The sequence below is a fragment of the Rhizobacter sp. P3_C12 genome, assembly GCF_056402735.1.
In genome coordinates, this window is sequence record NZ_JBFUGW010000070.1 from 1 (window position 1) to 25,504 (window position 25,504).

Annotated in this window: 26 protein-coding genes; 16 read left to right on the plus strand and 10 right to left on the minus strand. The window is 69.3% G+C overall.

The window, feature by feature from the left end; translation table 11 throughout:
- Window positions 1-3 precede the first annotated feature (3 nt).
- Entirely contained in the window at window positions 4-165 is a 162-nt protein-coding gene (locus tag AC1DXV_RS13405) for a response regulator transcription factor (RefSeq protein ID WP_477934003.1), read from the plus strand.
- A gap of 25 nt (window positions 166-190) precedes the next feature.
- Entirely contained in the window at window positions 191-1,234 is a 1,044-nt protein-coding gene (locus AC1DXV_RS13410; protein WP_477868494.1) for a leucine-rich repeat domain-containing protein, read from the plus strand.
- A gap of 17 nt (window positions 1,235-1,251) precedes the next feature.
- Here AC1DXV_RS13410 and murB read toward each other — a convergent pair whose 3' ends face one another.
- Entirely contained in the window at window positions 1,252-2,268 is a 1,017-nt protein-coding gene (murB, locus tag AC1DXV_RS13415; protein ID WP_477868496.1) for a UDP-N-acetylmuramate dehydrogenase, read from the minus strand.
- A 38-nt stretch (window positions 2,269-2,306) separates the two neighbouring features.
- Here murB and AC1DXV_RS13420 point away from each other — a divergent pair, with 38 nt between their 5' ends.
- Together AC1DXV_RS13420 and AC1DXV_RS13425 are read left to right on the plus strand one after the other, a co-directional pair.
- Window positions 2,307-2,795 (plus strand): YajQ family cyclic di-GMP-binding protein, encoded by a 489-nt coding sequence (locus AC1DXV_RS13420; RefSeq protein WP_477868498.1) that lies wholly within the window; start codon window positions 2,307-2,309, stop codon window positions 2,793-2,795.
- The gene (locus AC1DXV_RS13425; protein WP_477868500.1) at window positions 2,795-3,445 is read left to right on the plus strand and encodes a retropepsin-like aspartic protease family protein; all 651 of its coding nucleotides are present in this window, start codon (window positions 2,795-2,797) and stop codon (window positions 3,443-3,445) included. The genes AC1DXV_RS13420 and AC1DXV_RS13425 overlap by 1 nt, the downstream gene beginning before the upstream one ends.
- A 9-nt stretch (window positions 3,446-3,454) precedes the next feature.
- Here AC1DXV_RS13425 and AC1DXV_RS13430 read toward each other — a convergent pair whose 3' ends face one another.
- Window positions 3,455-4,630: an MFS transporter gene (locus AC1DXV_RS13430; protein WP_477933975.1), complete on the minus strand. Its 1,176-nt coding sequence runs from the start codon at window positions 4,628-4,630 to the stop codon at window positions 3,455-3,457.
- 89 nt (window positions 4,631-4,719) lie between these two features.
- Between AC1DXV_RS13430 and AC1DXV_RS13435 the strand changes: the two genes are divergently transcribed.
- Window positions 4,720-5,898, plus strand: coding sequence for an acyl-CoA dehydrogenase family protein (locus AC1DXV_RS13435; protein WP_477933977.1), 1,179 nt, complete (start codon window positions 4,720-4,722; stop codon window positions 5,896-5,898).
- A gap of 76 nt (window positions 5,899-5,974) precedes the next feature.
- Window positions 5,975-7,117: an acyl-CoA dehydrogenase family protein gene (locus AC1DXV_RS13440; RefSeq protein WP_477933979.1), complete on the plus strand. Its 1,143-nt coding sequence runs from the start codon at window positions 5,975-5,977 to the stop codon at window positions 7,115-7,117.
- On the opposite strand, the gene AC1DXV_RS13445 is transcribed toward AC1DXV_RS13440, so the two are convergent.
- Both AC1DXV_RS13445 and AC1DXV_RS13450 read right to left on the minus strand, forming a co-directional pair.
- Window positions 7,114-9,063: a right-handed parallel beta-helix repeat-containing protein gene (locus AC1DXV_RS13445; protein WP_477933981.1), complete on the minus strand. Its 1,950-nt coding sequence runs from the start codon at window positions 9,061-9,063 to the stop codon at window positions 7,114-7,116. The two genes, AC1DXV_RS13440 and AC1DXV_RS13445, sit on opposite strands and share 4 nt — an antisense overlap.
- Before the next feature lie 3 nt (window positions 9,064-9,066).
- Window positions 9,067-10,989, minus strand: a complete 1,923-nt coding sequence (locus tag AC1DXV_RS13450) for a hypothetical protein (protein ID WP_477933983.1) — start codon at window positions 10,987-10,989, stop codon at window positions 9,067-9,069.
- A gap of 68 nt (window positions 10,990-11,057) precedes the next feature.
- Between AC1DXV_RS13450 and AC1DXV_RS13455 the strand changes: the two genes are divergently transcribed.
- The 9 genes from AC1DXV_RS13455 (at window position 11,058) to lspA (ending at window position 19,678) form a co-directional block, all read left to right on the plus strand.
- Window positions 11,058-11,588, plus strand: a complete 531-nt coding sequence (locus AC1DXV_RS13455) for a hypothetical protein (protein ID WP_477933985.1) — start codon at window positions 11,058-11,060, stop codon at window positions 11,586-11,588.
- Between the two features lie 26 nt (window positions 11,589-11,614).
- Entirely contained in the window at window positions 11,615-12,595 is a 981-nt protein-coding gene (locus AC1DXV_RS13460; protein WP_477933987.1) for a P1 family peptidase, read from the plus strand.
- Entirely contained in the window at window positions 12,592-13,917 is a 1,326-nt protein-coding gene (locus AC1DXV_RS13465; RefSeq protein ID WP_477872358.1) for a twin-arginine translocation pathway signal, read from the plus strand. The genes AC1DXV_RS13460 and AC1DXV_RS13465 overlap by 4 nt, the downstream gene beginning before the upstream one ends.
- Before the next feature lie 16 nt (window positions 13,918-13,933).
- Window positions 13,934-14,638 (plus strand): pseudouridine synthase, encoded by a 705-nt coding sequence (locus tag AC1DXV_RS13470; RefSeq protein WP_477872356.1) that lies wholly within the window; start codon window positions 13,934-13,936, stop codon window positions 14,636-14,638.
- Between the two features lie 57 nt (window positions 14,639-14,695).
- Window positions 14,696-15,691 carry a bifunctional riboflavin kinase/FAD synthetase gene (locus AC1DXV_RS13475; RefSeq protein WP_477933989.1) on the plus strand — a complete coding sequence of 332 codons (996 nt, stop codon included), beginning with the start codon at window positions 14,696-14,698 and terminating at the stop codon, window positions 15,689-15,691.
- 90 nt (window positions 15,692-15,781) lie between these two features.
- Window positions 15,782-18,640: an isoleucine--tRNA ligase gene (gene ileS / locus AC1DXV_RS13480; RefSeq protein WP_477933991.1), complete on the plus strand. Its 2,859-nt coding sequence runs from the start codon at window positions 15,782-15,784 to the stop codon at window positions 18,638-18,640.
- 20 nt (window positions 18,641-18,660) lie between these two features.
- Window positions 18,661-18,882 (plus strand): addiction module protein, encoded by a 222-nt coding sequence (locus AC1DXV_RS13485; RefSeq protein ID WP_477867571.1) that lies wholly within the window; start codon window positions 18,661-18,663, stop codon window positions 18,880-18,882.
- Window positions 18,882-19,184 carry a type II toxin-antitoxin system RelE/ParE family toxin gene (locus AC1DXV_RS13490; protein WP_477867573.1) on the plus strand — a complete coding sequence of 101 codons (303 nt, stop codon included), beginning with the start codon at window positions 18,882-18,884 and terminating at the stop codon, window positions 19,182-19,184. The genes AC1DXV_RS13485 and AC1DXV_RS13490 overlap by 1 nt, the downstream gene beginning before the upstream one ends.
- A gap of 2 nt (window positions 19,185-19,186) precedes the next feature.
- Window positions 19,187-19,678 carry a signal peptidase II gene (gene lspA / locus AC1DXV_RS13495; protein WP_477867575.1) on the plus strand — a complete coding sequence of 164 codons (492 nt, stop codon included), beginning with the start codon at window positions 19,187-19,189 and terminating at the stop codon, window positions 19,676-19,678.
- Window positions 19,679-19,707: 29 nt separating this feature from the next.
- Here lspA and AC1DXV_RS13500 read toward each other — a convergent pair whose 3' ends face one another.
- Together AC1DXV_RS13500 and AC1DXV_RS13505 are read right to left on the minus strand one after the other, a co-directional pair.
- Window positions 19,708-20,568: an alpha/beta fold hydrolase gene (locus tag AC1DXV_RS13500; protein WP_477867577.1), complete on the minus strand. Its 861-nt coding sequence runs from the start codon at window positions 20,566-20,568 to the stop codon at window positions 19,708-19,710.
- A gap of 83 nt (window positions 20,569-20,651) precedes the next feature.
- Window positions 20,652-21,281 carry a CGNR zinc finger domain-containing protein gene (locus AC1DXV_RS13505; RefSeq protein WP_477933993.1) on the minus strand — a complete coding sequence of 210 codons (630 nt, stop codon included), beginning with the start codon at window positions 21,279-21,281 and terminating at the stop codon, window positions 20,652-20,654.
- Window positions 21,282-21,511: 230 nt separating this feature from the next.
- Between AC1DXV_RS13505 and AC1DXV_RS13510 the strand changes: the two genes are divergently transcribed.
- Window positions 21,512-22,282, plus strand: coding sequence for an SDR family oxidoreductase (locus tag AC1DXV_RS13510; RefSeq protein ID WP_477933995.1), 771 nt, complete (start codon window positions 21,512-21,514; stop codon window positions 22,280-22,282).
- 10 nt (window positions 22,283-22,292) lie between these two features.
- On the opposite strand, the gene AC1DXV_RS13515 is transcribed toward AC1DXV_RS13510, so the two are convergent.
- Genes AC1DXV_RS13515 through modA form a run of 4 tightly spaced genes read right to left on the minus strand, consistent with a single transcriptional unit; the run spans window position 22,293 to window position 25,174 of the window.
- Window positions 22,293-23,150, minus strand: a complete 858-nt coding sequence (locus AC1DXV_RS13515) for a TOBE domain-containing protein (RefSeq protein ID WP_477933997.1) — start codon at window positions 23,148-23,150, stop codon at window positions 22,293-22,295.
- A complete protein-coding gene (locus AC1DXV_RS13520; protein WP_477873237.1) occupies window positions 23,089-23,754 on the minus strand; it encodes an ABC transporter ATP-binding protein in 666 nt (221 codons plus the stop codon). The genes AC1DXV_RS13515 and AC1DXV_RS13520 overlap by 62 nt, the downstream gene beginning before the upstream one ends.
- A complete protein-coding gene (gene modB, locus AC1DXV_RS13525; protein ID WP_477933999.1) occupies window positions 23,751-24,428 on the minus strand; it encodes a molybdate ABC transporter permease subunit in 678 nt (225 codons plus the stop codon). Before modB ends, AC1DXV_RS13520 begins: the two co-directional genes overlap by 4 nt.
- Window positions 24,425-25,174, minus strand: coding sequence for a molybdate ABC transporter substrate-binding protein (gene modA, locus AC1DXV_RS13530; RefSeq protein ID WP_477934001.1), 750 nt, complete (start codon window positions 25,172-25,174; stop codon window positions 24,425-24,427). The genes modB and modA overlap by 4 nt, the downstream gene beginning before the upstream one ends.
- Window positions 25,175-25,504: the final 330 nt, after the last annotated feature.

Here is a 25,504-nt window from a genome sequence, read left to right on the forward strand (position 1 = left end):
CGCATGGCCGCCGGCGACAGCAACAAGCTGATCGCGCGAGCCTTCGACCTGAGCCCGCACACGGTGAAGCGGCATGTCGCGAACATCCTCGACAAGCTGGGGGCGCAGACGCGCGGGCAGGCGGCGGCGCGCTGGCGCGATGCGTCATCCATGTTGGAACCCTGAAGCGGCGGCGTGCCACTCAGCCATCATGAAACGCACCCTCGACGCATCCCCGCCGCGCCACTTCGTTCCCGGCCGGTCGGGCAACCCCGCTGCCGCGACCCAGACAGAGCGATTGATCGCCGGCATGGCCACGTTCGACACGTCGCAGGAACAAGCGTGTGTGCGCGACTTCCAGCGCGACGCGACCATTCCGAATCCGGCGATGGAGGCTGCCGACGCGCAGCTCGTGCTCTGCTGGTGTGCGGACAACGATCTCTTCGACCCGTTCCGGCTGGTTGCCAAAACCTACGACGCCTGCGTTCAGCCCGCCGACGTGAACCGCTTCCGCGGCGACGGCGTCGAACTCGAATTCGAGCGCGGACACATCACCCCGGAAAACCTCGGGTTCTTCATCCGCGTGCTGCCCCATTGCCCGCAGATCAAGGGCATCGAACTGCCGATCCCGTCGACGCCCGAGCAGGCCGAGCGTCTCGCCGACGCGCTGGCCCACAGCAACGGCCTGGACCGGCTTGAACTCTACGCATCCGATGCGAACCCGCCCGATTCCGGCGCCTTGGTCCGGCTGTTCTCGCACGCCACACCACGCACCAAGTCGCTGTCCGGGCTGAGCATTCGCCTGACGCACGAGCCTGCCGGCAACGAGGCGTGGATGCCCGCACTGCGCGACGCACTGTCAACACACCTCAAGGCGGAATCAGCCTGGCTGACCCTGCCCTGGTCTGCCGAGAGACTGAGGCTGCTGGGCGACGCGATACGCGCGAATCGGTCCCTCTCATCGTTGACCCTGGGTGGCCTCATAGCGGACTCCGAGACGCTACAGGACCTGCTGGTGGACGCGCTGCAGGATCCAGCGTGCAAGCTGAAGTCGCTCTCGTTCCCCGGCGCCAGCTTCGACGCGGCGTTCGTCGACGAGGTGATCATGGCCATCAGGGCCAACGAATCGCTGATCTCGCTGGACCTCGGCAATACGCCACTGAGTCCTCCCCAGGGTGAGGCGATCGCCACGCTGCTCCAGCGCAACCGGGAGGCCGGAGCGCGTGCCTTCATGGCGAACCTCGGGCGAGTCTGACGGCGCGGGCCGCCCGCTCACACCACCACCGGCTCCGGCTCCAGCCGGATCCCGAAGCGCCCGTACACGCTCTCCTGGATCGCGCGCGCCAGCGTCACCACCTCGGAGCCGATCGCGCCGCCGCGGTTGACGATCACCAGCGCCTGCTTCTCGTAGACGCCGGCGCGGCCGATGCTCTTGCCCTTCCAGCCGCAGGCGTCGATCATCCAGCCGGCCGCCAGCTTCACGCTGCCGTCGGGCATCGGGTAGTGCACGATCTCCGGGTCGCGGCCGATGATGTCGCGGCATTGCTCCGGCGTCACGACCGGGTTCTTGAAGAAGCTGCCGGCGTTGCCGACCTGGGCCGGGTCGGGCAGCTTGGCGCGGCGGATCGCGCAGACCCAGTCRAACACCTGCTGCGAGCTCGGCGCGCCGATGCCGGTCTCGGCCATCTTGCGCTCCAGCTCCAGGTAGCCCAGCACCGGCTGCCACGGCTTCGGCAGGCGGAAACGCACCCGCGTGATCACGCTGCGGCCGGCCAGCGAATGCTTGAAGACGCTGTCGCGGTAGCCGAAGGCGCAGATGCCGCTCGCCAGCGTGACGCCGCGCCCGGTGACCAGGTCGACCGCGTCCAGCGACTCGAAGCGGTCCTTCAGCTCGATGCCGTAGGCGCCGATGTTCTGCACCGGCGCGGCACCCACCGTGCCCGGGATCAGCGCCATGTTCTCCAGGCCCGGCCAGCCCTGGGACAGCGTCCACGCGACGAACTCGTGCCAGTTCTCGCCGGCCCCGGCCTCGACGATCCACGCGGTGTCGGTTTCGCGCACCAGCGCGCGGCCCTTGACCTCGACTTTCAGCACCACCTGCGGCATGTCGCGGGTCAGCACGATGTTGCTGCCGCCGCCCAGCACGAACTTCGGCGCGCGGCCGAGCTGGGGGTGGTCGACGACGCGTCGCACGTCCGCATCGCTGGCAATGCGCACCAAAGTGTGTGCGACAGCCGGCAATCCGAAGCTGTTGTAGGGTTTCAGGCTGACGCCCGATTCGATTTGCATGCGAGAATTTTCGCCGATCCAGAGAGGAACTACCGACCATGCCCAGCTTCGATGCCGTACTCGACCCCAATCTCGTCGAAGTGCGCAATGCCGTGGACCAGACCGCCAAGGAAATCGGCACCCGTTTCGACTTCAAGGGCTCGTCCGCCCGTGTCGAATTGAAAGAGAAGGAACTGACGGTCTACGCCGACAGCGACTTCCAGATCGGCCAGGTGATGGACATCCTGCTGGCCAAGCTCACCAAGCGCAGCGTCGACATCCGCTTCCTCGACCGCAGCGCGAAGATCGAGAAGATCGGCGGCGACAAGGTCAAGCAGTTGATCACCGTCAAGAACGGCATCGACAGCGACACCGCGAAGAAGATCCAGACGCTGATCAAGCAGAGCAAGATGAAGGTGCAGGCCGCGATCCAGGGCGACACGGTGCGCGTCACCGGCGCCAAGCGCGACGACCTGCAGGCCGCGATGGCGCTGATCCGCAAGGAAGTGACCGACGCGCCGTTGAGCTTCGACAACTTCCGCGACTGATGGGCCGCGCTCTCGTCGCCGCCGCGCTGGCGGCCGGCGCGCTGCTCGCTGCGGCCGCCTCCGCCCAGACCGTCTCGATGAGCGGCGCGCTGGGCGACAACAAGGCGCTGCTGATGATCAACGGCGCACCGCGCACGGTCACGGTCGGCAGCACCGTGCAGGGCGTCAAGCTGATCAGCATGTCGGGCGGCGAGGCCGTCGTCGAGGTCGGCGGCGAGCGCCAGCAGCTGCGGCTCGGCGGCGTGCAGGTCAGCCTGGGCGCCGCGCCGGTCGAAGGCGGCGGCAGCCGCATCGTGCTGCCGGTCGGTCCGGGCGGCCATTTCTACTCGCAGGGCTCGATCAACGGCAAGGCGGTGGTGTTCGTCGTCGACACCGGCGCCACCACCGTGAGCATCTCCCAGTCGGAAGCCGATGCGATCGGCCTGAAGTACCGCGACGGCCAGCGCGGCATGGTCAACACCGCCAACGGCTCGGTGCCGGCCTACCGCCTCACGCTGAATTCGGTGCGCATCGGCGACGTGCAGGTGTTCAACGTCGAGGCCGTCGTCCTGCCGGCGTCGATGAGCCAGGTGCTGCTCGGCAACAGCTTCCTGTCGCGCTTCCAGATGAAGCGCGACAACGACACGATGACGCTGGACAAGAAGCCGTAGAGCCGACCCTCACTGGGGTGGCTTGGCGAAGGCAAAGCTCACGAGCGCCACCACGCCGAGCCCCGCCAGCATCAGCAGCAGCTCGCGGTAGCCGGGCAGCGCCAGCAGCAGCCAGGCCGTCAGCACCGGCGCAGCCGCCCGCGACAACAGCGCGATCGCCGACATCGCCCCGCCGATGCGCCCGACGTGCGCCCGGCCGAAGTACTCGGGCACCAGGTTGCCACGCACGATCGTCACCAGGCCGTTGGCGATGCCGAACAGCACCGCGAACACGATCAGTGCCGCCAGGTTCTCGGCCAGCGCGAAGATCGCGAACGACAGCGGCAGGCCGCCCAGCACCGCCAGGCCCAGCCCGCGCGGCGTGACGCGGCGCCCGAAGGCGAGGAACACGAAGCGCCCCGCCACCTGCGCCGGCCCGATCCAGGTCAGCACCGCGAGCGCCTGCACCTCGCTGCGCCCCTTCGACGCGAAGATCGGCATGACGTGCGCCCACAGCGTGGCCGCCGCGAACGAGTACAGCGTGAAGGTGGCGGTGAGCAGCCAGAACGCGCGGTGGCGCAGGGCCTCGTGCAGCGTCGCATCGTCGGCGGCGTCGTGCGTGCCGCGCGGCGCTTGCGGCGGATCGCTGCCGCGCAGCGCCCAGGCGTGCAACGGTGCCACGCCCAGCAGCAGCACGGCGCCGATCACCGCCAACGCGACGCGCCAGCCCCAGGCGTTCACCAGCCAGGCCACCGCTGGAAACGACAGCGTGCTCGCGAAGCCGCCCACCAGCGTCAGCGACGTGATGCCGTCGCGGTAGCGTTCGGGGAAACGCTTGGTCAGCACGGTGAACGCCGGCTCGTACAGGATCATTGCCATCGCCGCGCCCAGCAGCACCCACGCGAGGTACAGCGTGGCCGGCTGCGCCACCTGCGACCACAGCAGGAAACCGGCACCGGCCAGCACCGCGCCGAGCGTCATCACGCCACGCCCGTGGCCGCGGTCGATCGCGGCGCCGKCCGCATAGCTGCTCGCGCCCCACACCGCCAGGCCCAGCGTGAAGGCGCCCATCAACACGGGTTTGCTCCAACCCAGCGACTGCTGCATCGGCAGCACGAAGGACGAGAATGCGTAGTACAGCGCCGCCCAGCTCACCAGCTGGCCGGCAGCCAGCGCGGCCACGGTGGATCGATAGGAAGAAGTCACCGCGGGATTATCGGTAGGCCCGTTGTCGCCGCAGGGACATCCCGTAAACGCACGACCGTGCTAAAACGCGGCGCACAGGAGACACGACGATGGATTTGAACTTCACGCCCGAAGAGCAGGCCTTCCGACAGAAGATCCGCGGCTGGGTGGCCGAGCACCTGCCGAAGGACATCAGCCACAAGGTGCACAACGCGCTGCGCCTGTCGAAGGACGATCTGCAGCGCTGGGCGAAGATCCTCGGCCAGCAGGGCTGGCACGGCTGGGCCTGGCCGACGCAGTTCGGCGGCCCGGGCTGGAACGCGATCCAGCGCCACCTGTTCGAGGAAGAGTGCGCGCTGGCCGGTGCGCCGCGCGTCGTGCCGTTCGGTCCGGTGATGGTCGCGCCGGTGATCATGGCCTTCGGCTCGCCCGAGCAGCAGAAGCGCCACCTGCCCGGCATCATGAGCGGCGAGGTGTGGTGGAGCCAGGGCTACAGCGAGCCGGGCTCGGGCTCCGACCTCGCGTCGCTGAAGTGCCGCGCCGAGCGCCGCGGCGACTACTACATCGTCAACGGCCAGAAGACCTGGACCACGCTCGGCCAGTACGGCGACTGGATCTTCTGCCTGGTGCGCACCAGCACTGAAGGCAAGCCGCAGACCGGCATCAGCTTCCTGCTGATCGACATGAAGAGCCCCGGCATCACGGTGCGCCCGATCATCACGATGGACGGCGAGCACGAGGTCAACGAGGTCTGGTTCGACGACGTCGAGGTGCCGGCGGACAACCTGGTCGGCGAAGAGAACAAGGGCTGGACCTACGCCAAGTACCTGCTGGCGCACGAGCGCACCAACATCGCCGACGTGAACCGCTCGAAGCGCGAGCTGGAGCGTCTCAAGCGCATCGCGAAGGCGGAGAAGGTCTACGACGACGTGCGCTTCCGCGACGAGATCGCGAAGCTGGAGGTCGAGATCGTCGCGCTGGAGATGATGGTGCTGCGGGTGCTGAGCGCTGAAAAGTCCGGCAAGCAGTCGCTCGACGTGGCCGGGTTGCTGAAGATCCGCGGCAGCGAGATCCAGCAGCGCCTGACCGAGCTGCTGATGCTGGCGGCCGGGCCGTACAGCGTGCCCTTCATCCACGACGCGATGGAGGCCGGCTGGCAGGGTGACCACGTCGGCGCGGCGTACTGCGCGCCGCTGGCCGCGACCTACTTCAACGTGCGCAAGACAACCATCTACGGCGGCAGCAACGAAGTGCAACGCAACATCGTCGCGCAGACGGTTCTCGGGTAGCCCGGATGCCAATCCGGGATTGCTGCGCATCCCCATCAAAATTGCCCGGAATGGCATCCGGGCTACGGACACCACCATGGACTTCGACTTCTCCGACGATCAAGAGATGCTGCGCGACTCGGTGCGCAAGTGGGTCGCCAAGGGCTACGACGCCGAGCGGCGCAAGCGCATCGTGCAGAACGGCGGCTGTTCGCGCGAGGCGTGGCGCGAGATGGCCGACCTCGGGCTGACCGGCCTGTTCGTGCCCGAGGCGCACGGCGGCATGGGCTTCGGCCCGACCGACGCGATGGTGGTGATGGAGGAACTGGGCCGCGGCCTGGTGCTGGAGCCCTATGCGCAGGGCGCGCTGATGGCTGGCGGCGTGCTGTCGGCCTGCGCGCCGCAGCCGGCGGTCGACGGCTGGCTCGCGAAGATCGCCGGCGGCGATGCGCTGGTGGTGCTGGCGCACCAGGAGCGCGGGGCGCGTTTCAAGCTGGCGCATGTCGAGACCGCAGCGAAGGCGGCCGGCAGCGCGTGGACGCTCAACGGCGCGAAGAGCCTCGTGCCGGCCGGCGATCTGGCCGATGCGTTCATCGTGCCGGCCCGCGTGTCGGGTGCGGTCGACGATCCGGCGGGCATCGCGCTGTTCCTGGTCGAGCGCCGTGCCGCCGGCGTGAAGACGCGCGGCTACGGCACCGCCGATGGTGCGCGCGCGGCCGAGGTCACGCTGGCCGATGCGCCGGCCACGCTGCTGGTGGCCGCCGGCGAGGGCCATGGCGCGCTGGAACACGCGGTCGACATCGGCATCGCCGCGCTCTGCGCCGAGGCGGTCGGCGCGATGGACCAGCTGGTGGCGGTGACCGTCGAGTACATGAACACGCGCAAGCAGTTCGGCGTCGCGATCGCGAGCTTCCAGGCGCTGCGCCACCGCATCGCCGACGTGAAGATGCAGCTCGAGCTGGCACGCTCGATGAGCTACTTCGCGACGCTGAAGATGAACGAGCCGGCCGGGGCGCGGCGGCGCGCGCTGGCGCAGGCCAAGTACCAGCTCGGCGTCTCGATGCGTTTCGTCGGCCAGCAGTGCATCCAGCTGCACGGCGGCATCGGCGTGACCGACGAGTACATCGCTGGCCACTACTTCAAGCGGCTGACGGTGATGGAGCTGAGCTTCGGCGACACGCTGCACCAGTTGGGCGAAGTGTCCGATCGCATGCAGGACACGGCCGGCGTCTTCGCCTAGGGCACGACGCGGCCGAACAGATCCATCGGGTGGCTGTCGTCGGCGCCGACCGCCCCGATGGCCGTRCCGGCGCCATCGGCGGGGTTGCCCGCATTGATGAGCGGGCTGCCGKCGGCGGGCCGGTAGATCTGCCGGTAGCGAGACAGGACCTGCCCTGTCGTGTACAGGCCCAGCCAGACGCAGCCCTTCGACACCCGGTACGGCACCTCGGCCTGGCCTGAGAGTCTGGGGTTCGCCTGCACGTCGTGCACCCCCGCCGGGTTCTGCACCATGCCCGGCAGATAGCGCGCCGAATTCGGCGCCAGCGGATTGAACCAGCCGTTGTAGTCTGCCGAGATCACCCGCGGGCTGGCCACGGCGCCGCTGTCGGTCGATACCAGGGCCTTGCCGAAACTGGCTGGCACCTCGCTGAACGCGGTGAACAGGTTGTTGCGGATGGAGGTGAACACCGAGCCCGCGCCGATGTTGAACACCGGCGCGTCGTAGGCACCGGCCGAACCACCGGCATCGAAGCTGTTGTTGTGGATGTCGAGGCCGCTCTCTCCGCCGTAGACCATGATGGCGCCGTCGTATTGGGTGTTGGTGCCGCTGGCATGCGCGAAGACGTTGTGGTGAATCCGGGTGCCGCTCGCCGAGCCGCGCCAGAAATTGTGCCCGCTGTCGATGGCCAGGTTGTAGCGGAACTCGCCGCCGAAATTCTGGATCGGCCACGAGCCGCCATGCACCACGTTGTGCTCGGCCAGCTCGTTGCCGGAGCTGCCTTGCAACCAGAGATTGAAGCCCTGGCTGAACCCGCCGTGGTAGTCGTGCAGCAGGTAGTTGCCTTGCACGATGTCGTTCGACGAGTCGTAGAGCTGCAGCACCGCCCTCACCCCCATCAGGACATTGCCCTGCCCTGCAAGCAGGCCACCGATCTGCCAGCCGTTGCCACTCACGCGCAGCATGCCGCCACCGACGCGGTTGCCCTGCAAGACCTTGCCGCCGGACGTGTTGCCGGCGAGCTCGAGGACGACCGGCACCGACGGGTCGCTCGAAACATAGGTGATCAGGTTGTTGGCGCGAAGCTCGTTGTTCTTCACCGTCATCGTGCCACTGCCCTGGGCGCTGAAGCGCATCGCCCCGGTGGCCTCGAAGACCGAGTCTTGAATCGCCACCGAGCCCGTGGTCGCGATGTCGATGCCCAGGGCACTGAAGCGGCCCAGCCCGCTGACATGCGCATTCTGGATGTGCACGCGGCCCGAGTAGCCCGCGCCGGCAAGCACCTTGAAGCCATTGCCGATGACGGTCTTGTCCGTCCAGTCGAGGTCGGCCGAGCCGCTCAGCACCAGGTCTTGCGTGAGCGTGACCGTGACGCCGTGCACGGGCGGGGCATCGATGTGAATGGTGATGGGGGTCGGCCCGTCGACCTGCCTGCCGCCGGCGCCGGTGGCCGGGTCGTACGGCACATGGCCGACGGTCAGCACATGCTCGCCCTGCGGGAGGCCGGCGGGCAGGCGCAGCTCCCAGAGGTTGAAATCGGTGGCACTCGGCAAGGCCACGCCGACCAGTTGCCCATCGACATAGAAGTTCTCCCGGGTTCCGGGGCAGACGTAGGGCGGGTGCCCGGGTGGGCACAGGTAGGCATTCGGATCTCGCGCATCGGCAAGGATGCGCAGCGGCGCGCCGGCCGTGAAGTGCATGTGCGGCGCGGGGCTCTTGATGCGTGTCGCGCTGGCTCCGCTCTCGTTCCAGATCGGCTCGATGGGGTCGGAGAAGCAGGCCTCCGCGGGTGCGGGTGCGGGTGCGGGTGCGGGTGCGGGCGCCGGTGCAGGCGCGCCGATCGGTGGTGATGTCGATGGCGCGGGCGCGGGCGCGTCATCCGATGCGCCGCTGCCGCATGCGCTCAGCAACAGCACGGCGGCGAACAGCCCGCTCAGCGTCGGTATCGTTCCGCGAAGGCCTCGCATGACTCAGTTGGCCAGCCGGGGCGGTGCCTGCACGGTCGTCGGCAACGCCCCGCTGAAGGTGACGCTGCCTGCCTGGTTGCGGATCTCCAGCGTGCCACCGGTGCCGTCGGTGCTGAAGCGCGCGGTCGCCACGCTGCCGTTGGCCAGCGTGATCTGTGCGCCGGTCTGGCCGGCCGCGTCGGAGCGGGTCGCCGCAGTGAAGGCATGGTCCGCGCCCAGCACGTTGAGAAACACCGACGCGTTGCCGTTCGAATCGGCCACGTCGACGCGCGAGCCGGCATTCATGTCGTCATCGACCGTGGGCCACGAGATTGCCTGCGAGGCGAGCCCGGTGGGAGCGAGGCGCACCACGTCGAGCTGGTTGCTGCCGCTCATCGCCGTGATGCGGTCGCCCGAGAGCGTGGGCGTGCCCGGCAGATTCAGCGTCCAGATGCGGCTGATGCCGCTGCCGGTGGTCTGCACGCGGTCGAGGATCACGAGCGTGGCGGGCTTGATGAACAGAAACTCGCGCTCCACCTTCGCCACCACCGCCTTGCCGCCGTACATCGGTGTGACCCGCGCCAGGCCATAGGCGTAGACGGGCGTGTCGGCCAGGGCCTGCATCGCGCAGCTGGCGTTGTAGGTCTGCTCCACCAGCTTGCCGTTCTGCTCGATGCGCACCAGGTTGTGCGGCGTCTCGTACTGGGCCAGGCCCGAGTGCGAATCGATGTTTTCATCGAAGGCGAGCCAATTGCCCTTGAACATCACGAAGCTGCCCTGGTCGTGGTGGGCATGGCTCTCGGTGTAGGGGCCGCAGATCAGGTTGGCATAGGTGGCATCGCCGGCCCAGGCCGAACGCATCGAGAACTGGCCGGTGCCGCTGCCCCAGTGGGCGGTGGGCAGGCGGCTCAGCGGCTGTGCGGCGATGTCGGATTGGTCGTACAGGTAGTCGACCCAGTACTCGAAGGCATTCGCCATGCGCGGTACCGACGACTGCGCCAGCAGCGACTTGGAGACGCCCGCCATCACGTCAGACGGGTACAGGCGCGACAGCACCTCGAGGTACTGGCGGTGGTAGTCGAACAGCGCGGCCGTCGAGTCGCGCGAATGGTCGCCGGTCGGCGAGATGCGGTCCAGGGTCGGCACGATGTCGTGCATGAACTTGTCGAACGATGCGAGCGTGTGCGGGGTGCCGTCTGCGATGCGCTCGCCGGTGGATTTTTCCCACAGGTGGTAGAGGTCGAACAGGCCGTTCATCGCCGTGCCGTAGCCGGTGCCTTCGCGCGAGCCACCGCCCTGCAGATCGCGGGTGAAGGTCGGCACGAGCTGGTTGGCAATCTTCTCGGTGCGGAACTTGTCCAGCCAGGTCGAGGCCTGCGTGTTTTCGCCGTAGGTGGCGAGGCCGAGCAGCATGGTCGCGCGCAGGAACGAGTAGTAGTAGTTGTTCGATGGGTTGTCGACCGACCAGCCGCTCCAGGCGTAGGTGGTGGTGCCCCATCTGGCCTGCGTGTGGTTCCACACGTTCCAGACCGCCTGGTTGCCGTAGGTGGCCCAGCGCGTGCGCTGGGCCGCCGTCATCTGCGAGCGGCACCAGTCGTACACCATCGCCATGTTGCCGATCGTGCCGCCGACATCGAGGTAGCTGTCGCCAGCCACCGTTGCAGCCGCATTCCTGTTGATCAGCGCTTCTTCGGTTTTCACGAAACTCTCGGTCTGGTCGACCGCGTACTGGCAGTAGGACGCCTTGCCCGTCACCTGGGACAACAGCGCCGCCTGCCAGGGGCCGAACAGATAGATGTCGGCACCGGCGATCTGCGAATCGACCATGTTCTTGAAGCGCGTCGCCGACGCCGTGTTGCTGGTCAGCGCGGTGCGCAGGCGGGTCAGCGTCGGCGCATCGGAGATCAGGATGCGCGGCGATCCGAGCGGCGCGATCGTGATGGGCAAGGGCGTGGGTGCGGGTGCGGGTGCGGGTGCGGGTGCGGGCGCTGGCGTCGGTGCGGGCGCAGGTGCAGGTGCAGGTGCAGGTGCAGGTGCAGGTGCTGGTGCTGGTGCTGGTGCTGGTGCTGGTGCTGGTGCTGGTGCTGGTGCTGGTGCCGGTGCCGGTGCCGGCGTCGGTGTCGAGCCGGAACTGGGTGTCGGCGCCGGGCCGTCATCAGACGAAGGGCCGCATCCGGCGACCAACGTGGTGGCGGCCAGCAGCGCAAGGCTGGCCTGCCGCCAAGCCGGCCTCAACCGATGCAGCCGCCTGGCAGTGGCGTGAAGGGCCAGCCGAGTGTTCGCTGACGAACCATCGTTACGCATCGACTCCATGCATTCCTCCGACGGGGCTTGAGCCCGTGTGCTCTTTTTTCTTCTCCGGCCCTGAGGGTCCGGACGGAGYGAATGCGACAGGCAGGTTCTTGCAAAGGGCAAGCCCACACGGTCGCTTCGGTCGCATCGGGACTGCGCACGGTGTATCACGCCGCCTGTCGCCACCCGCCAATCTGCGCAGACTGTTGCAACTGAGTGGGTGTGTCATCAATGATCCACCAGCCGTTTCATAATCGCTGATCCCCGCCCCTTCCCAGCGATGCATCCCACACCAGGCCTGAGCGCCGTCGCCGGCCTGCGCGTCGGCCACTTCACCGACAAGCGCCGGCCCACCGGCTGCACCGTCGTGCTCGCACCTGCAGGGGCGGTCGGCGGCGTCGACGTGCGCGGTGCAGCGCCGGGCACGCGCGAGACCGACCTGCTGTCGCCGCTCAACGCCGTCGAGCACGTGCACGCGGTGCTGCTGGCCGGCGGCAGCGCGTTCGGGCTCGATGCAGCCGGCGGCGTGATGCGCTGGCTCGAGGAATGCGGCATCGGCTACCCGGTCGGCCCGCACCGCGTGCCGATCGTGCCGGCCGCCATCCTGTTCGACCTGTCGGTCGGCGACGGCCGCATCCGCCCCGATGCCGATGCCGGCTACGCCGCCTGCAAGGCGGCGAGCGACGCGCCCTGCGCCGAGGGCAACGTCGGCGCCGGTGCTGGTGCGCTGGTCGGCAAGCTGTTCGGGCTCGGCCGCGCGATGCGCGGCGGGCTCGGCCACGCCTGCGTCACGGTGGACGGCATCACGGTCGGCGCGTGGGTCGCCGTGAACGCGGTCGGCGACGTGATCGATCCGCGCAGCGGCCGCGTGCTGGCCGGCGCGCGCAGCGCCGACGGCCGCAGCCTGCTCGACACCACGCAGGCCTTGTTGCGCGGCGAACTGCCGCAGCCGATGCAAGCCGGCGCCGCGACGACGATCGGCGTGGTCGGCACCGATGCGGTGCTGACCAAGGCCCAGGCCGGCAAGCTCGCGCAGACCGCGCACGACGGGCTCGCGCGCAGCATCAGCCCGGTCCACACGCAGAGTGACGGCGACACGCTGTTCGCGCTCGCCACCGGTGCCAGCGGCCGCAGCGCCCATCCCACCTTGCTCGGCACGATGGCGGCCGAGGCGACGGCCCGGGCCGTCGTGCGCGCCATCGAGGCCGCCACCGCCTGGGGCCCGTATCCCGCCGCGCGCGACCTGGGCCTGCCGGCATGAGCGACACCCCGACCGGCGCCTTCCCACCCATCGTCTTCGTGCACGGCAACGGCGACACCGCCGCGCTGTGGCTGACCACCGTCTGGCGCTTCGAGAGCAACGGCTGGCCGCGCGAGCGGCTGCAGGCGATCGACATGCCCTGCCCGCTGGCACGCGACGACGACGGCATCGCGCAGCCCGGCCGCAGTTCCAGCGACGACGCGCGGCGCTGCGTGGCCGACGCGGTCGAGCAGGCCTGCCGCCGGCATGGCGTGGCGCGGGTGGTGCTGATCGCCAACTCGCGCGGCGGCTTCGCGGTGCGCAACTTCATCGCCAACGGCGGCGCAGCACGCGTATCGCACGCCATCCTCGGTGGCACGCCGAACCACGGCGTGTGGGCCGATGCCGGCTTCCGGCCGGGCAACGAGTTCAACGGCGCCGGGCCGTTCCTGCAGCGCCTGAACGGCAGCGGTGCCGACGAGACGACGCCCGGCCCGCGCTGGATGACGATTCGCTCCGACGGCCTCGACAAGTACGCGCAACCCGATGGCCTGTGGATCGGCGCGCCGGGCCGGCCGACCGGCGTCGATGCCGACGGCCCGGCGCTGCGCGGAGCGCACAACGTCGTGATCGCCTGCATCGATCACCGTGAGACTTCTTTCGGCCCGGCCGCCTTCGACGCGATGTGGCGCTTTCTCACCGGCCGCACGCCCGGCACCGTGCAGCCGGTGCCCGCGGACACCGCGATCGAGCTCTCCGGCACCGTCTCCGGCCTGCACCCGCAGGCCGCGGTGCCCGACAACCTGCCGCTGGCCGGTGCCACCGTCGAGGTGCACGCCACCGATCCGGACACCGGCGAACGCATCGGTGCGCCGCTGTACCGCCACACCGTCGGCCCGGACGGCGCCTGGGGACCGCTCGCGACCGACCCGCGCACGCCGCTGGAGTTCGTCATCACCGCCGCCGGCCACGACACGACGCACCTCTACCGCTCGCCGTTCGCGCGCTCGTCGTCGCTGGTGCACCTGCGCGCGATGCGCCTGGCCGATGTGGACGCCGACGCCGACCCGGTGGCCGCGCCGGCGCCCGACCGCGAGGCACTCTCGCTGGTGCAGCTGAGCCGCCCGCGCGGCTACTTCGGCGTGCCGCGCGATCGCATCCTGCTCGACGGCCATCCACCGGCCGGGCTGCCGCCGGGCGTGCCGGGCCTGTCGCTGGCCGCGGTGAAGGTCACCGACACCGCAGGCCGCGCGGTGGCCGGAGAATTCAACGGCGAGCGCATCGTCGGCCGCGCCTGGCCGTGCGCCGGCGGGCACATCGTGCTGCTCGAACTCCATTCCTGAACGAAAGAGATCGTCGATGCGCTTGTCGCAGGTGTTGTTTTCCCAGGGCTTCGGCACGCGCCGCGAATGCGAGGGTTTGATCGGGCACGGGCTGGTGTCGGTCGGCGGGCGGGTCATCGAGGAGCCGGCCGAAGAGGTCGACACCGAGGGCCTGGTGTTCACGGTGCAGGGCCGCGACTGGCGCTTCCACGAGAAGGCGCTGGTGCTGCTGCACAAGCCGACCGGCTACGAATGCTCGCAGAAGCCCAAGCACCATCCGAGCGTGCTGAACCTGCTGCCCCCGCCGCTGCGCAACCGCGGCGTGCAGCCGGTCGGCCGGCTCGACGAGGACACCACCGGCCTGCTGCTGCTGACCGACGACGGCACGCTGATCCACCGCCTGACCTCGCCGAAGCACCATGTGCCGAAGGTCTACGAGGTGACGGCCAAGCACGAGGTGACGCCCGGGCAGGTGGCGCAGTTGCTGGCCGGCGTGGTGCTCGACGACGACCCGGCGCCGGTGCGCGCCGCGGCCTGCGAGGCGACTGGCGAAACCACGCTGCGGCTCACGCTGACCGAAGGCAAGTACCACCAGGTCAAGCGCATGGTGGCCGCGGTGGGCAACCGGGTGGAAGGCCTGCACCGCAGCGACTTCGGCGAGCTGACGCTGAAAGGCGTACCGAGCGGTGCGTGGCGCTGGGTCAGCGCGGCGGAGCGGGAACAGCTGGAGCGCAAGCGCTGATCCAAGGGGGGTGGCACCGCGAGCGGCCCGCTGCGCCGCGACGGATAATGCCCGCCCATGCGCGTCTTCAGCGGTTTCCATCATCCCGGCATCGCCGATGCCTGCGCCCTCACGATCGGCAACTTCGACGGCGTCCACCGCGGCCACCAGGCCATGCTGGCGCTGCTGCGCAACGAGGCGCAGCACCGCGGGCTGCCCTCGTGCGTGATGACCTTCGAGCCGCATCCGCGCGACTACTTCGCCCGCGCCGCCGGCAAGCCGGAGCTTGCGCCGGCACGCATCGCGACGCTGCGCGACAAGCTCTCCGAGCTGGAGCGCTGCGGCATCGACCAGGTCGTCGTGCTGCGCTTCGACCATGCGCTCGCGTCGCTGTCGCCCGAGGCCTTCATCGTCGACATGCTGGTGCGCGGCCTGGGCGCCCGCTACATCCTGGTCGGCGACGACTTCCGCTTCGGCGCGAAGCGGGCCGGCGACTACGCAATGCTCGATGCCGCCGGCCCGGCGCAGGGTTTCGACGTCGCCCGCATGAAGAGCTACGAGGTGCACGGGCTGCGGGTGTCGAGCTCGGCGGTGCGCCAGGCGCTGGCCGACGGCGACATGGCGCAGGCCGAATCGCTGCTGGGCCGCAGCTACAGCATCAGCGGCCACGTGGTGCACGGCCGCAAGCTCGGCCGCGAGCTGGGGTTCCGCACGCTGAACCTGCGCTTCGCCCATGCCAAGTCGGCCGCGATGGGCATCTACGCAGTGCGCACCCACGGCCTGGGCGAACAGCCGCTGGACGGCGTCGCGAGCCTGGGCGTGCGCCCGACGGTGGAAGACGCCGGCCGGGTGCTGCTCGAAGTGCATTGCCTCGATTGGCCCGCACGCCTCGGGGCCGAGGGGGCCTACGGTAAACTCGTCCGCGTGGAACTGCTGCACAAACTTCGCGATGAGGCCCGTTTCGACGGGCTGGAAGCCCTGACGGCGGCGATCGAGCAGGACGTGCAGGACGCCCGCGTGTGCCTCGCCTCGTACGCCGCGCAACGCCGCCAGACCACGCGCGACCGAATTTAACGCTCGCCGCTCCTCCCCTTCCTTTCGCGAGCCCCGGCGCCCAGGCGCCGGCACCCTGCCTTCGAGACGCGCCGCGCGGCGCGCAAAGCCATGACCGACAAGACCACGGACTACCGAAGCACCCTCAACCTGCCCGACACGCCGTTCCCGATGCGCGGCGACCTGCCCAAGCGCGAACCGGGCTGGATCAAGGAATGGAGCGACCAGGGCATCTACAAGCAGCTGCGCGACGCCCGCGTGAACCGCCCGCGCTTCGTGCTGCACGACGGCCCGCCGTATGCCAACGGCACGCTGCACGTCGGCCACGCAGCCAACAAGATCCTGAAGGACATGATCGTCAAGGCGCGCCAGCTGGCCGGCTACGACGCGCGCTACACGCCGGGCTGGGATTGCCACGGCCTGCCGATCGAGAACCAGATCGAGAAGACCTTCGGCCGCAACCTCGAACGCGCCGACGTGCAGGCGAAGAGCCGCAGCTACGCCGGCGAGCAGATCGCGCAGCAGATGGCCGATTTCAAGCGCGTCGGCGTGCTGGGCGACTGGGACCACCCGTACCGCACGATGGATTTCGGCAACGAGGCCAACGAGATCCGCGTGCTGAAGCGCCTGATCGAGCGCGGCTTCGTGTACCGCGGGCTGAAGCCGGTCTACTGGTGCTTCGACTGCCACTCGTCGCTGGCCGAGTTCGAGATCGAGTACGCCGACAAGCAGTCGCAGACGGTCGACGTCGCCTTCCTCGCGGCCGAGCCCGCGAAGCTGGCCGCCGCCTTCGGCCTGCCGTCGCTCGCGAAGGACGCGTTCGCGGTGATCTGGACCACCACCGCGTGGACGATCCCCGCCAACCAGGCGCTGAACCTGAACCCGGCGCTCGAGTACGCGCTGGTCGACACCGAGCGCGGCATCCTGCTGCTGGCCGCGGCGCTGGTCGACAAGTGCCTGGAGCGCTACGGCCTCACCGGCACCGTGCTCGCCACCACGCTGGGCAAGAACCTCGACGGCATCACCTTCCGCCACCCGCTGGCCCACGTCGACCCCGGCTACGACCGCGTGAGCCCGGTGTACCTGGCCGACTACGCGACCGCCGACGACGGCACCGGCATCGTGCACTCGTCGCCGGCCTATGGCGTGGACGACTTCAACTCCTGCCGCGAGCACGGGCTGGCGATCGACGACATCCTGAACCCGGTGCAGGGCAACGGCGTCTACGAGGCGACGCTGCCGCTGTTCGGCGGCCAGCACATCTGGAAGGCCGCGCCGCTGGTGGCCGATGCGCTGCGCGACGCCGGCCGGCTGCTCGCCACCTCGAAGCTGACGCACAGCTACCCGCACTGCTGGCGCCACAAGACGCCGGTGATCTACCGCGCCGCGGCGCAGTGGTTCGTGCGCATGGACGAGGGCGACGGCGTGTTCACGAAGGACAAGGCGCCGAAGACGCTGCGCCAGACCGCGCTCGAGGCGATCGGCCAGACCAGCTTCTTCCCCGAGAACGGGCGGACCCGGCTGCACGACATGATCGCGAACCGGCCCGACTGGTGCATCAGCCGCCAGCGCAACTGGGGCGTGCCGCTGCCGTTCTTCCTGCACAAGGCGACCGGCGAGCTGCACCCCGACACGATGGCGCTGATCGACCGCGCAGCCGAGGTGGTGCAGCAAGGCGGCGTCGAGGCGTGGTCGAAGCTGACCGTCGACGAGGTGCTGGGCGCCGAGGCCGGCGACTACATCAAGAGCAACGACATCCTCGACGTCTGGTTCGATTCGGGCTCGACCTTCTTCCACGTGCTCAACGAGAAGGTGGGCAGCCAGCCGGGCACCACCGGCGGGCCGAACGGGGCAGCCGGCCCCGAGGCCGACCTGTACCTGGAAGGCCACGACCAGCACCGCGGCTGGTTCCACTCGTCGCTGCTGATCGCCTGCGCGATGGAAGGCCATGCACCGTACCGCGGCCTGCTGACGCACGGCTTCACGGTCGACGGCCAGGGCCGCAAGATGAGCAAGAGCCTGGGCAACTTCATCTCGCTGCAGGATTCGGTGCAGGAGATGGGGGCCGAGATCCTGCGCCTGTGGTGCGCGGCGACCGACTACTCGGGCGACCTCGCGATCGACAAGAAGATCCTGGCGCGCGTCGTCGACGCATACCGCCGCATCCGCAACACGCTGCGCTTCATGCTGGCCAACACCAGCGATTTCGATCCGGCGACCGATGCGGTGCCGGTGGCGCAGATGCTCGAGATCGACCGCTATGCGCTGGCGCGCGCGGCGCAGTTCCAGGCCGAAGTGCTGAAGCACTACGAGGTGTACGAGTTCCACCCGGTGGTGGCCAAGCTGCAGGTGTTCTGCAGCGAGGACCTGGGCGCGTTCTGGCTGGACGTGCTGAAGGACCGGCTCTACACCGCCGCGCCGAAGTCGCTGGCCCGGCGCAGTGCGCAGACCGCGCTGTGGCACGTGACGCACGCGATGCTGCGCTGGATGGCACCGTTCCTGAGCTTCACCGCCGAGGAGGCGTGGAAGGTGTTCGCGCCGGGGCAGTCGGCGTCGATCTTCATCGAGACCTTCAGCGACACCGCGGCCTGGGCCGATGAGGCGCTGCTCGCGAWGTGGGCGCGCCTGCGCGAGATCCGCGACGTGGCCAACAAGGAGATCGAGGCGCTGCGCAGCGCGGGCCAGGTGGGCTCGTCGCTGCAGGCCGAACTGCTGATCACCGCGGCCGCCGGCGACCACGCGCTGCTCGCGTCGCTCGGCGACGACCTGCGCTTCGTGACGATCACGTCGCAGGCGCGGATCGCCGAGGGTGCGGAGCTGGCGGTGGCCGTGACGCCGTCGGCCGCGACCAAGTGCGAGCGCTGCTGGCACTACCGCGACGACGTCGGCAGCGATGCGCAGCATCCGACGATCTGCGGACGGTGCACAAGCAACCTGTACGGTTCGGGCGAGCCGCGTACAGTCGCCTGATTCCCTTCCAGGAGCGCGCCATGAACCCTTTGTCGCAGTACGCCGCATTGTTCAAACTGCCCGTCGCCGAGCGGCTCGAACTCGTGGAGGCGCTGTGGGACAGCATTGCTGCCGAATCGTCCGCGCAGCCCGAATCGCCGGAGGTCATTGCGCTCGTCCAGGAGCGCATGGCGCGCTACAAGGCCGATCCGGGCAGTGGCATGTCGTGGGAGGAAGCCCAGAAGCGCATGCGCGACGCCTGATGCACGAGCTTGTCCTGACACCGGAAGCCTTCGACGATATCTGGTCGGCGCGCCAGTGGTACGACGAACAGAGCGAAGGAGTGGGCTCCGAGTTCAATGCGGCGATCGGTACGCTGCTGAGAACAATCTGTCGAAACCCGCTGGCCTTTCCCGAAGTCGTCCCAGCCATTCACAGAGCCGTGCTTCGCCGCTTCCCCTACAAGGTGTTCTATATGTTCGACGAGCAGCGGGTATTCGTCGCTCTTGTTATTCACAATGCCCGCGACCCGGCAGTTGCCCTGAATCGCCTTCGCTCCCACTGACCATGCCATTCAAGAAAACAGGTTCCTCGCTGCTCCCCTGGCTGGGCATCGCCCTCGTCATCATCGTGCTCGACCAGCTGACCAAGTCGCTGATCCTCGCCAACTTCGCGTACGGCGACAGCGTGCACGTCACGCCGTTCTTCAACGTGGTCCGGGTGCACAACACCGGCGCGGCGTTCTCGTTCCTGGCCGGGGCGTCGGGCTGGCAGCGCTGGTTCTTCGTCGGGCTGGGCGCGGTGGCCGCCGGCTTCATCGTCTGGATGCTGCGCAGCCACGGCGGCCAGAGGATGTTCGCGTTGGCGCTCGCGCTGATCCTCGGCGGCGCGCTCGGCAACGTGATCGACCGGCTGCTGCACGGCTATGTCGTCGACTTCATCCAGGTGCACTGGGCCGACAAGTTCTTCCCGTCGTTCAACCTCGCCGACAGCGCGATCACGCTCGGCGCGATCCTGCTGATCGTCGACGAGCTGCGCCGGGTGCGCAAGGGCAAGTAGCCCCTGCACCCCGAGAGCCGCCTGCGCCGTCAGGCGAGCTTCGCGAGGAAGCCCCGGATCGCGTCCGCGATCTCCGCGGCATGCGTCTCCAGCGCGAAGTGCCCGGTGTCGAAGAACTGCACCTGCGCGGCCTCGATGTCGCGCTTGAATGCCTCGGCACCCGCCGGCAGGAAGAACGGGTCGTGCCGTCCCCACACCGCGAGCAGCGGCGGCTGGTGCTTGCGGAAGTACGCCTGGAACTGCGGGTACAGCGCCACGTTGCTCGCGTAGTCGAGGAACAGGTCGAGCTGGATCTCGTGCGCGCCCGGCCGCGCCAGGTGGTGGTTGTCCAGCCCGTAACCGTCGGGTGACACCCGGCTCGCATCGGCCACGCCGTGCGTGTACTGCCACAGCGTCGCTTCCGGCGACAGGAACGCGCGCAATGCATCGCGGTGGGCCTGGCTCGGCTCGCGCCAGTAGGCCTGGATCGGATTCCAGCCCTCGCTCAAGCCCTCGTCATAGGCATTGCCGTTCTGCGTGACGATCGCCGTGATGCGCTCCGGGTGCTTCAGCGCCAGCCGCAGGCCGACCGGTGAACCGTAGTCGAACACGTAGATCGCGTAGCGCGTCAACCCGAGCCGTTCGGTGAAACCGTCGATCACCCGCGCCAGGTTGTCGAAGGTGTACGCGAACTGCTCGCGCGGCAGCACGGTCGTCTGGCCGAAGCCGGGCAGGTCCGGCGCGATCACGCGGTAGCGGTCCGCCAGCTTCGGGATCAGGTCCCGGAACATGTGGCTCGAACTGGGGAACCCGTGCAGCAACAACAGCACCGGGGCCTGTGCCGGCCCGGCCTCCCGATACGCCACCTCATGCTCGCCCACGCTCACGCGCCGATAGCTCACGCTCGTCATCTCTTGCTCCTTCGAGTAACCACAAAAATGTGCTCGATCAGGTTAACTTCTCAGAAGTAACCTGTCAAACATCACTGATGAAGTTACGCGCGTTGCGTGAGACGTTCCCGGTGGGCGGCCTGCTTGGCCCGGTTGCCACAAACGGCCATGTTGCACCAGCGGCGCTTGTGGCCGCGCGTCCTGTCGAGGAAGAACAGCGTGCAGGCGGGCCCCTCGCAGGCCTTGACCTGGCTGAAGTCAGCCGTGGTCAGCAGTTCCGCCATCGCCTGGGCGATCGGCAACAGCAGCGCATCCRGCGAGCGCCAGCGCCGCATCGGCAGCCACTGCAGGCCGGCGTCCGCCTCCTGGCCGGGCACTGCGCACACCTGCCCGTATCCCTCGTCGCGCGCCAGCAGCCGGTTCAGCGGTTCCAGCCGAGCCACCGCCTGCGCATCGAGGCGCCGCCCGCGGTGTTCGCGCACGAAGCCGCGAAACCACTCGCGCAGTGCGCGCGCCTGCGCGGCGACGGCATCCAGCTCGCCGGGGCCGGCATGGGCGAGGGTCTCGTCGAGCACGGCTGCCGGCACCAGCCCCGCCTGCCGCAACCAGGCCACCAGGTCCTCGCCCGACGCCAGGTACTCCACCGGCGTGTCCAGCGGCACCGCCACCGAGTTGAGAAAGTCCAGGCCGAGTGCATCGGCAATGAACATCGCGGGAGGTCTGGCATCCGTCATGGCATCACCTTGTGGGTTCGACGTGTCCGAGTCAATAACCGTCAATTCTAATGTTGACAGGTTATTTCAACGAAGATAACCTGCGATCCTCATTTTTTGCGGTTATGCATGGAGGATGCGATGGCAAAGGCAAGCGTGGTTCTGGTTCACGGTGCGGTCACCGCCGCTGCCGCGGTGGTCTCGCTGATACTCGAAGCGGTCGAACACCGCGCCGCCTGAGGAGCACCATCATGTCGAATTCAGTCGTGATCGTGACCGGCGCCAGTTCCGGCATCGGCAAGGCAACCGCCTTGCGCCTCGCGAAGGACCATGCCTGCGTGGTGTTGTGCGCACAGCGCCAGGACGCGCTGGAAGCCGTGGCTACGCAGATCCGTGCGATGGGAAAGCAGGCCCTCGTGGTCGCCGCGGACCTGAGCCGGCCCGAGGCCGCGGACACCGTGGTCGGCGCCACGCTGCAGGCCCACGGACGCATCGATGCGCTGGTCAACGTGGCCGGCGCGGTGCCGGGCCTGGACCTGTTCGCGATGACCGACGCGCAATGGGACAGCGGCATGGCGCTGAAGTTTCACGGCGCGCGCCGGTTGACGCTGCGCGCATGGGAGGCCCTGCGTGCCAGCGGCGGCAGCGTGGTGTTCATCTCGGGCAACGCCGCTGAGGCCCCGAAGGCATCGATGGCGGCGGTGGGCGCGATCAATGCGGCGATCGAGGCGCTCGCGAAGGCCTTCGCCGAGCGCGGCATCGCCGACGGCGTTCAGGTGAACAGCGTCTCGCCCGGTGCGGTGATGACGGGCCGGCGGCTCGGCATGATCGAGCGGATGGCTGCTGCCAAGGGCCTCACGCCGGACGACGCGAAAGCGGCCGCCCTGCAACAGGCCGGCATCCGCCGCTTCGGCGAGGCCGGCGAGATCGCCGAGCTGATCGCGTTCGCCGTGTCGCCCGGCGCGCGCTGGATGACCGGCACGGTGCTGCGCATCGACGGCGGCGAGACGAGGTCGATGTGATCCCGTCGGTCTAGGCCGACACGCCGACGATCACGCTGGAGGCCTTGAAGACGGCAGTGGCCGAACTGCCGACCTCCAGCGCCAGGGCCTGCGCGCTGTCGTTGGTGATGATGGCCGCCACCGCGCCGCCGCCGGCCAGCGCCAGCACCACCTCGCAGTTCACCGCGCCCGGCGTGACGCGCGACACCACGCCCTTCAGCTGGTTGCGCGCCGACAGCCGCACGCCGCGCAGGTCGGCCATCAGGATGATCGACGAGGCCTTGATCAGTGCGAACGCCTTCGCGCCGACCGCAAGGCCGAGCTCGACGGTGCTCTCGTGCGTGATGCTCGCGACGATGCGCAGCCCGCCGATCGCCTCGAGCTCGACCTCGTCATTGACGGCCCCGCCGCGCAGCGACACCACGGTGCCGGCGAACTGGTTGCGTGCGCTCGTTCTCATCGCCAGCCCTTCCATCAGTGAATAGTCGCCGGCCAGGCCGCCCGCCTGGCGGTTCAGCCGCTCGACGAAACGTGCATGTTCCTGCTGGATCAGCACGACATTGCGCAGCAGCTGCCCGCCGCGCGGCGTGAGCCGCGTGCGCCCGCCGCCGGGCCCGCCGGCGCTGCGTTCCAGCAGCGGCTCGCCGGCCAGGTTGCTCATCTGCTCGACGGCATCCCACGCGCCCTTGTAGCTGAAGCCGGCCGCCTTCGCGGCCTGCGTGATCGAGCCCAGCCGCGCGATCTCCACCAGCAGCGCGATGCGCCGCGCGCCGGCCAGGCTCTGGCCGCCGAGGTTCAGCGTGAGCTCGGCACCCAGGGTCAGTTCGTCAGCCACTGACCACTCCCTCGCGCAGCTGCAGCACCTGTTCGCCGAAGCGGCCCAGGTCATCCGGGTCGTGCGTGATCATCACGAGCGGGATGTCGATCTGCGACAGCAGCCGGTCCAGCTCGTCGCGCGTGCGCTCRCGAAGCGCCGGGTCGAGCGCGGAGAACGGCTCGTCGAGCAGCAGCGCGCGTGGCCCGTTGACGAGTGCGCGCGCGAGCGCGGTGCGCTGGCGCTGGCCACCCGACAGCTGGTGCGGCAGCTGCGATGCCACCGGCGACAGCTCCAGCGCCGCGAGCCAGCGCTCGACCGGCTCGCCGCCCACGTCGCGTGGCGGGTTGCGCCAGCCGCGCTGCAGCCCGAACGCGATGTTCTGCCGCACGTTCAGCTGCGGGAACAGCGCGTAGTCCTGGAACAGGTAGCCGAAGCGGCGCTGCCGGGCCGGCACCAGGAGGCGCGCGCCGCTGTCGAACAGCGTCTCGCCGTTGAAGGCGATGCGCCCGGCATCCGGCCGCAGCAACCCGGCGATCGCCTGCAGCGTCAGCGTCTTGCCGGCGCCCGACGGCCCGTAGATCACCGTGCGCCGCGCCTGCGACGTGAAGTGCACCTGCAGCTCGAAGCGCCGCTGCGGGCTGCTGACCGTCTTGCGGATGTCGACCTCGAAGCTCATCGCACCATGCTCCCCCGCAGCAGTCGACCGGCCAGCAGCAGCACGACGATGCAGGTCAGCGACGTGATCGCGACCAGCACGTTGGCCACGCCGTCCTGCCCCGCCTGCACCGCCTCGTAGACCGCGACCGACAGCGTCTGCGTGCGCCCCGGGATGCTGCCGGCCACCATCAGCGTCGCGCCGAATTCGCCGAGCGAGCGCGCGAACGACAGCAGCAGCCCGGCCAGGATGCCGCGCCACGCGAGCGGCAGCGTGATGCGGAAGAACACCGCTGCCTCCGACAGCCCGAGCACGCGGCCGGCGTTCTCGAGCTGCGGCTCGACGCCCTCGAAGGCCGCGCGCGCCGCCTTCAGCACCAGCGGCAGCGCGACCACGCTGGCCGCGATCACCGCGCCCTGCCAGGTGAAGATCAGCTGGATGCCGAAGTGCTCGTACAGCCAGGCGCCGAGCCAGCCGCGCTTGCCGATCAGCACCAGCAGGTAGTAGCCGAGCACGGTGGGCGGCAGCACCATCGGCAGCGTGAGGATCGCATCGAGCAGCTCGCGCCCCGGGAAGCGCCCGCGCGCCAGCAGGAAGCCGAGGCCGACGCCGAGCACCAGGTCGATCAGCGTGGCCCAGCCCGCCACCTTCAGCGACAGCGCGAGCGGGATCCACGCCGACTCCGCGGCGTTCACGGCTTCTGGAAGCCGTAGCGCGCCAGCACCGCCTGGCCGGCCGGCGACAGCAGGTAGTCGGCGAAGGCGCGGGCGGCGGCCGGGTTCGGACTGCCGGCGACGAGGGCCACCGGGTAGCGGATCGGGGTTTCGGTGGGCACGGTGAGCGCCACCTTGACCTTGCCCTTCAGCAGCGCGGCGTCGGTGCCGTAGACGAAGCCGGCCTCGGCCTCGCCGCGCGCCACGTAGTCGAGTGCCTGGCGCACGTTCTGCGCATAGACGGCCTTGGGTTCGAGCTCGGCCCACAGCTTCGCGGCCTGGAGCGCGCCCTTCGCATAGCGGCCGGCGGGCACGCCGCTCGGCTGGCCGAGCGCGATGCGCGTGACGCCGGGCTGCTTCAGGTCGGCCAGCGCGGCCAGCGCCAGCGTGCTGTCGGATGGCGCGATCATCACCAGCGAGTTGCTGACGAAGTCGCGGCGCGAGCCGGCGGCCAGCAGCTGCTGCGCCTGCGCGCGGTCCATGGTCTCCTGGTCGGCCGACGCGAACACGTCGACCGGCGCGCCCTTCGCGATCTGCGCCAGCAGCGCGTCGGAGGCCGCGAAGTTCAGCAGCAGCTGGGTGCCCGGGTTCTGCGCCTCGAAGGCGGGGGCCAGCTCCTTGAAGGCGTTGGTGAGGCTGGCGGCGGCCGAGACGGTCAGGTCGGCGGCATGGGCGCCGAGGGTCAGGACCGAGAAGGCCGCGGTCAGCAGGCGGGCAGCGAGGCGCATGGGGGTGCTACGGCGTGGAAGACCTCGAAATGTACTTCACTACATAACGAATGGCTTGGTTCGCGTTGGCGTCGCGCGCGCAAAGGCGCGGGCGGGGAGTCTGGGGCTCGCCAGACTCCCCACCCGCGCCTTTGTGGCACCACCGCTCTTTGGGGGAGGTGACAAGCGAACAAATGAAGGTTGAACCGGGCTGCGCAGGTTCCATGTCGGCAGCGCAGGGGCTGGGCGGGGAGCCGCAAGCCCGGGTGCAACCCGGGCTCAACCCTCATTTGTTCGCTTGTCAAAGTCGAAGGAGCAGGGCGGTGGCACCAAAGGCGCGTGGGGGGAGGC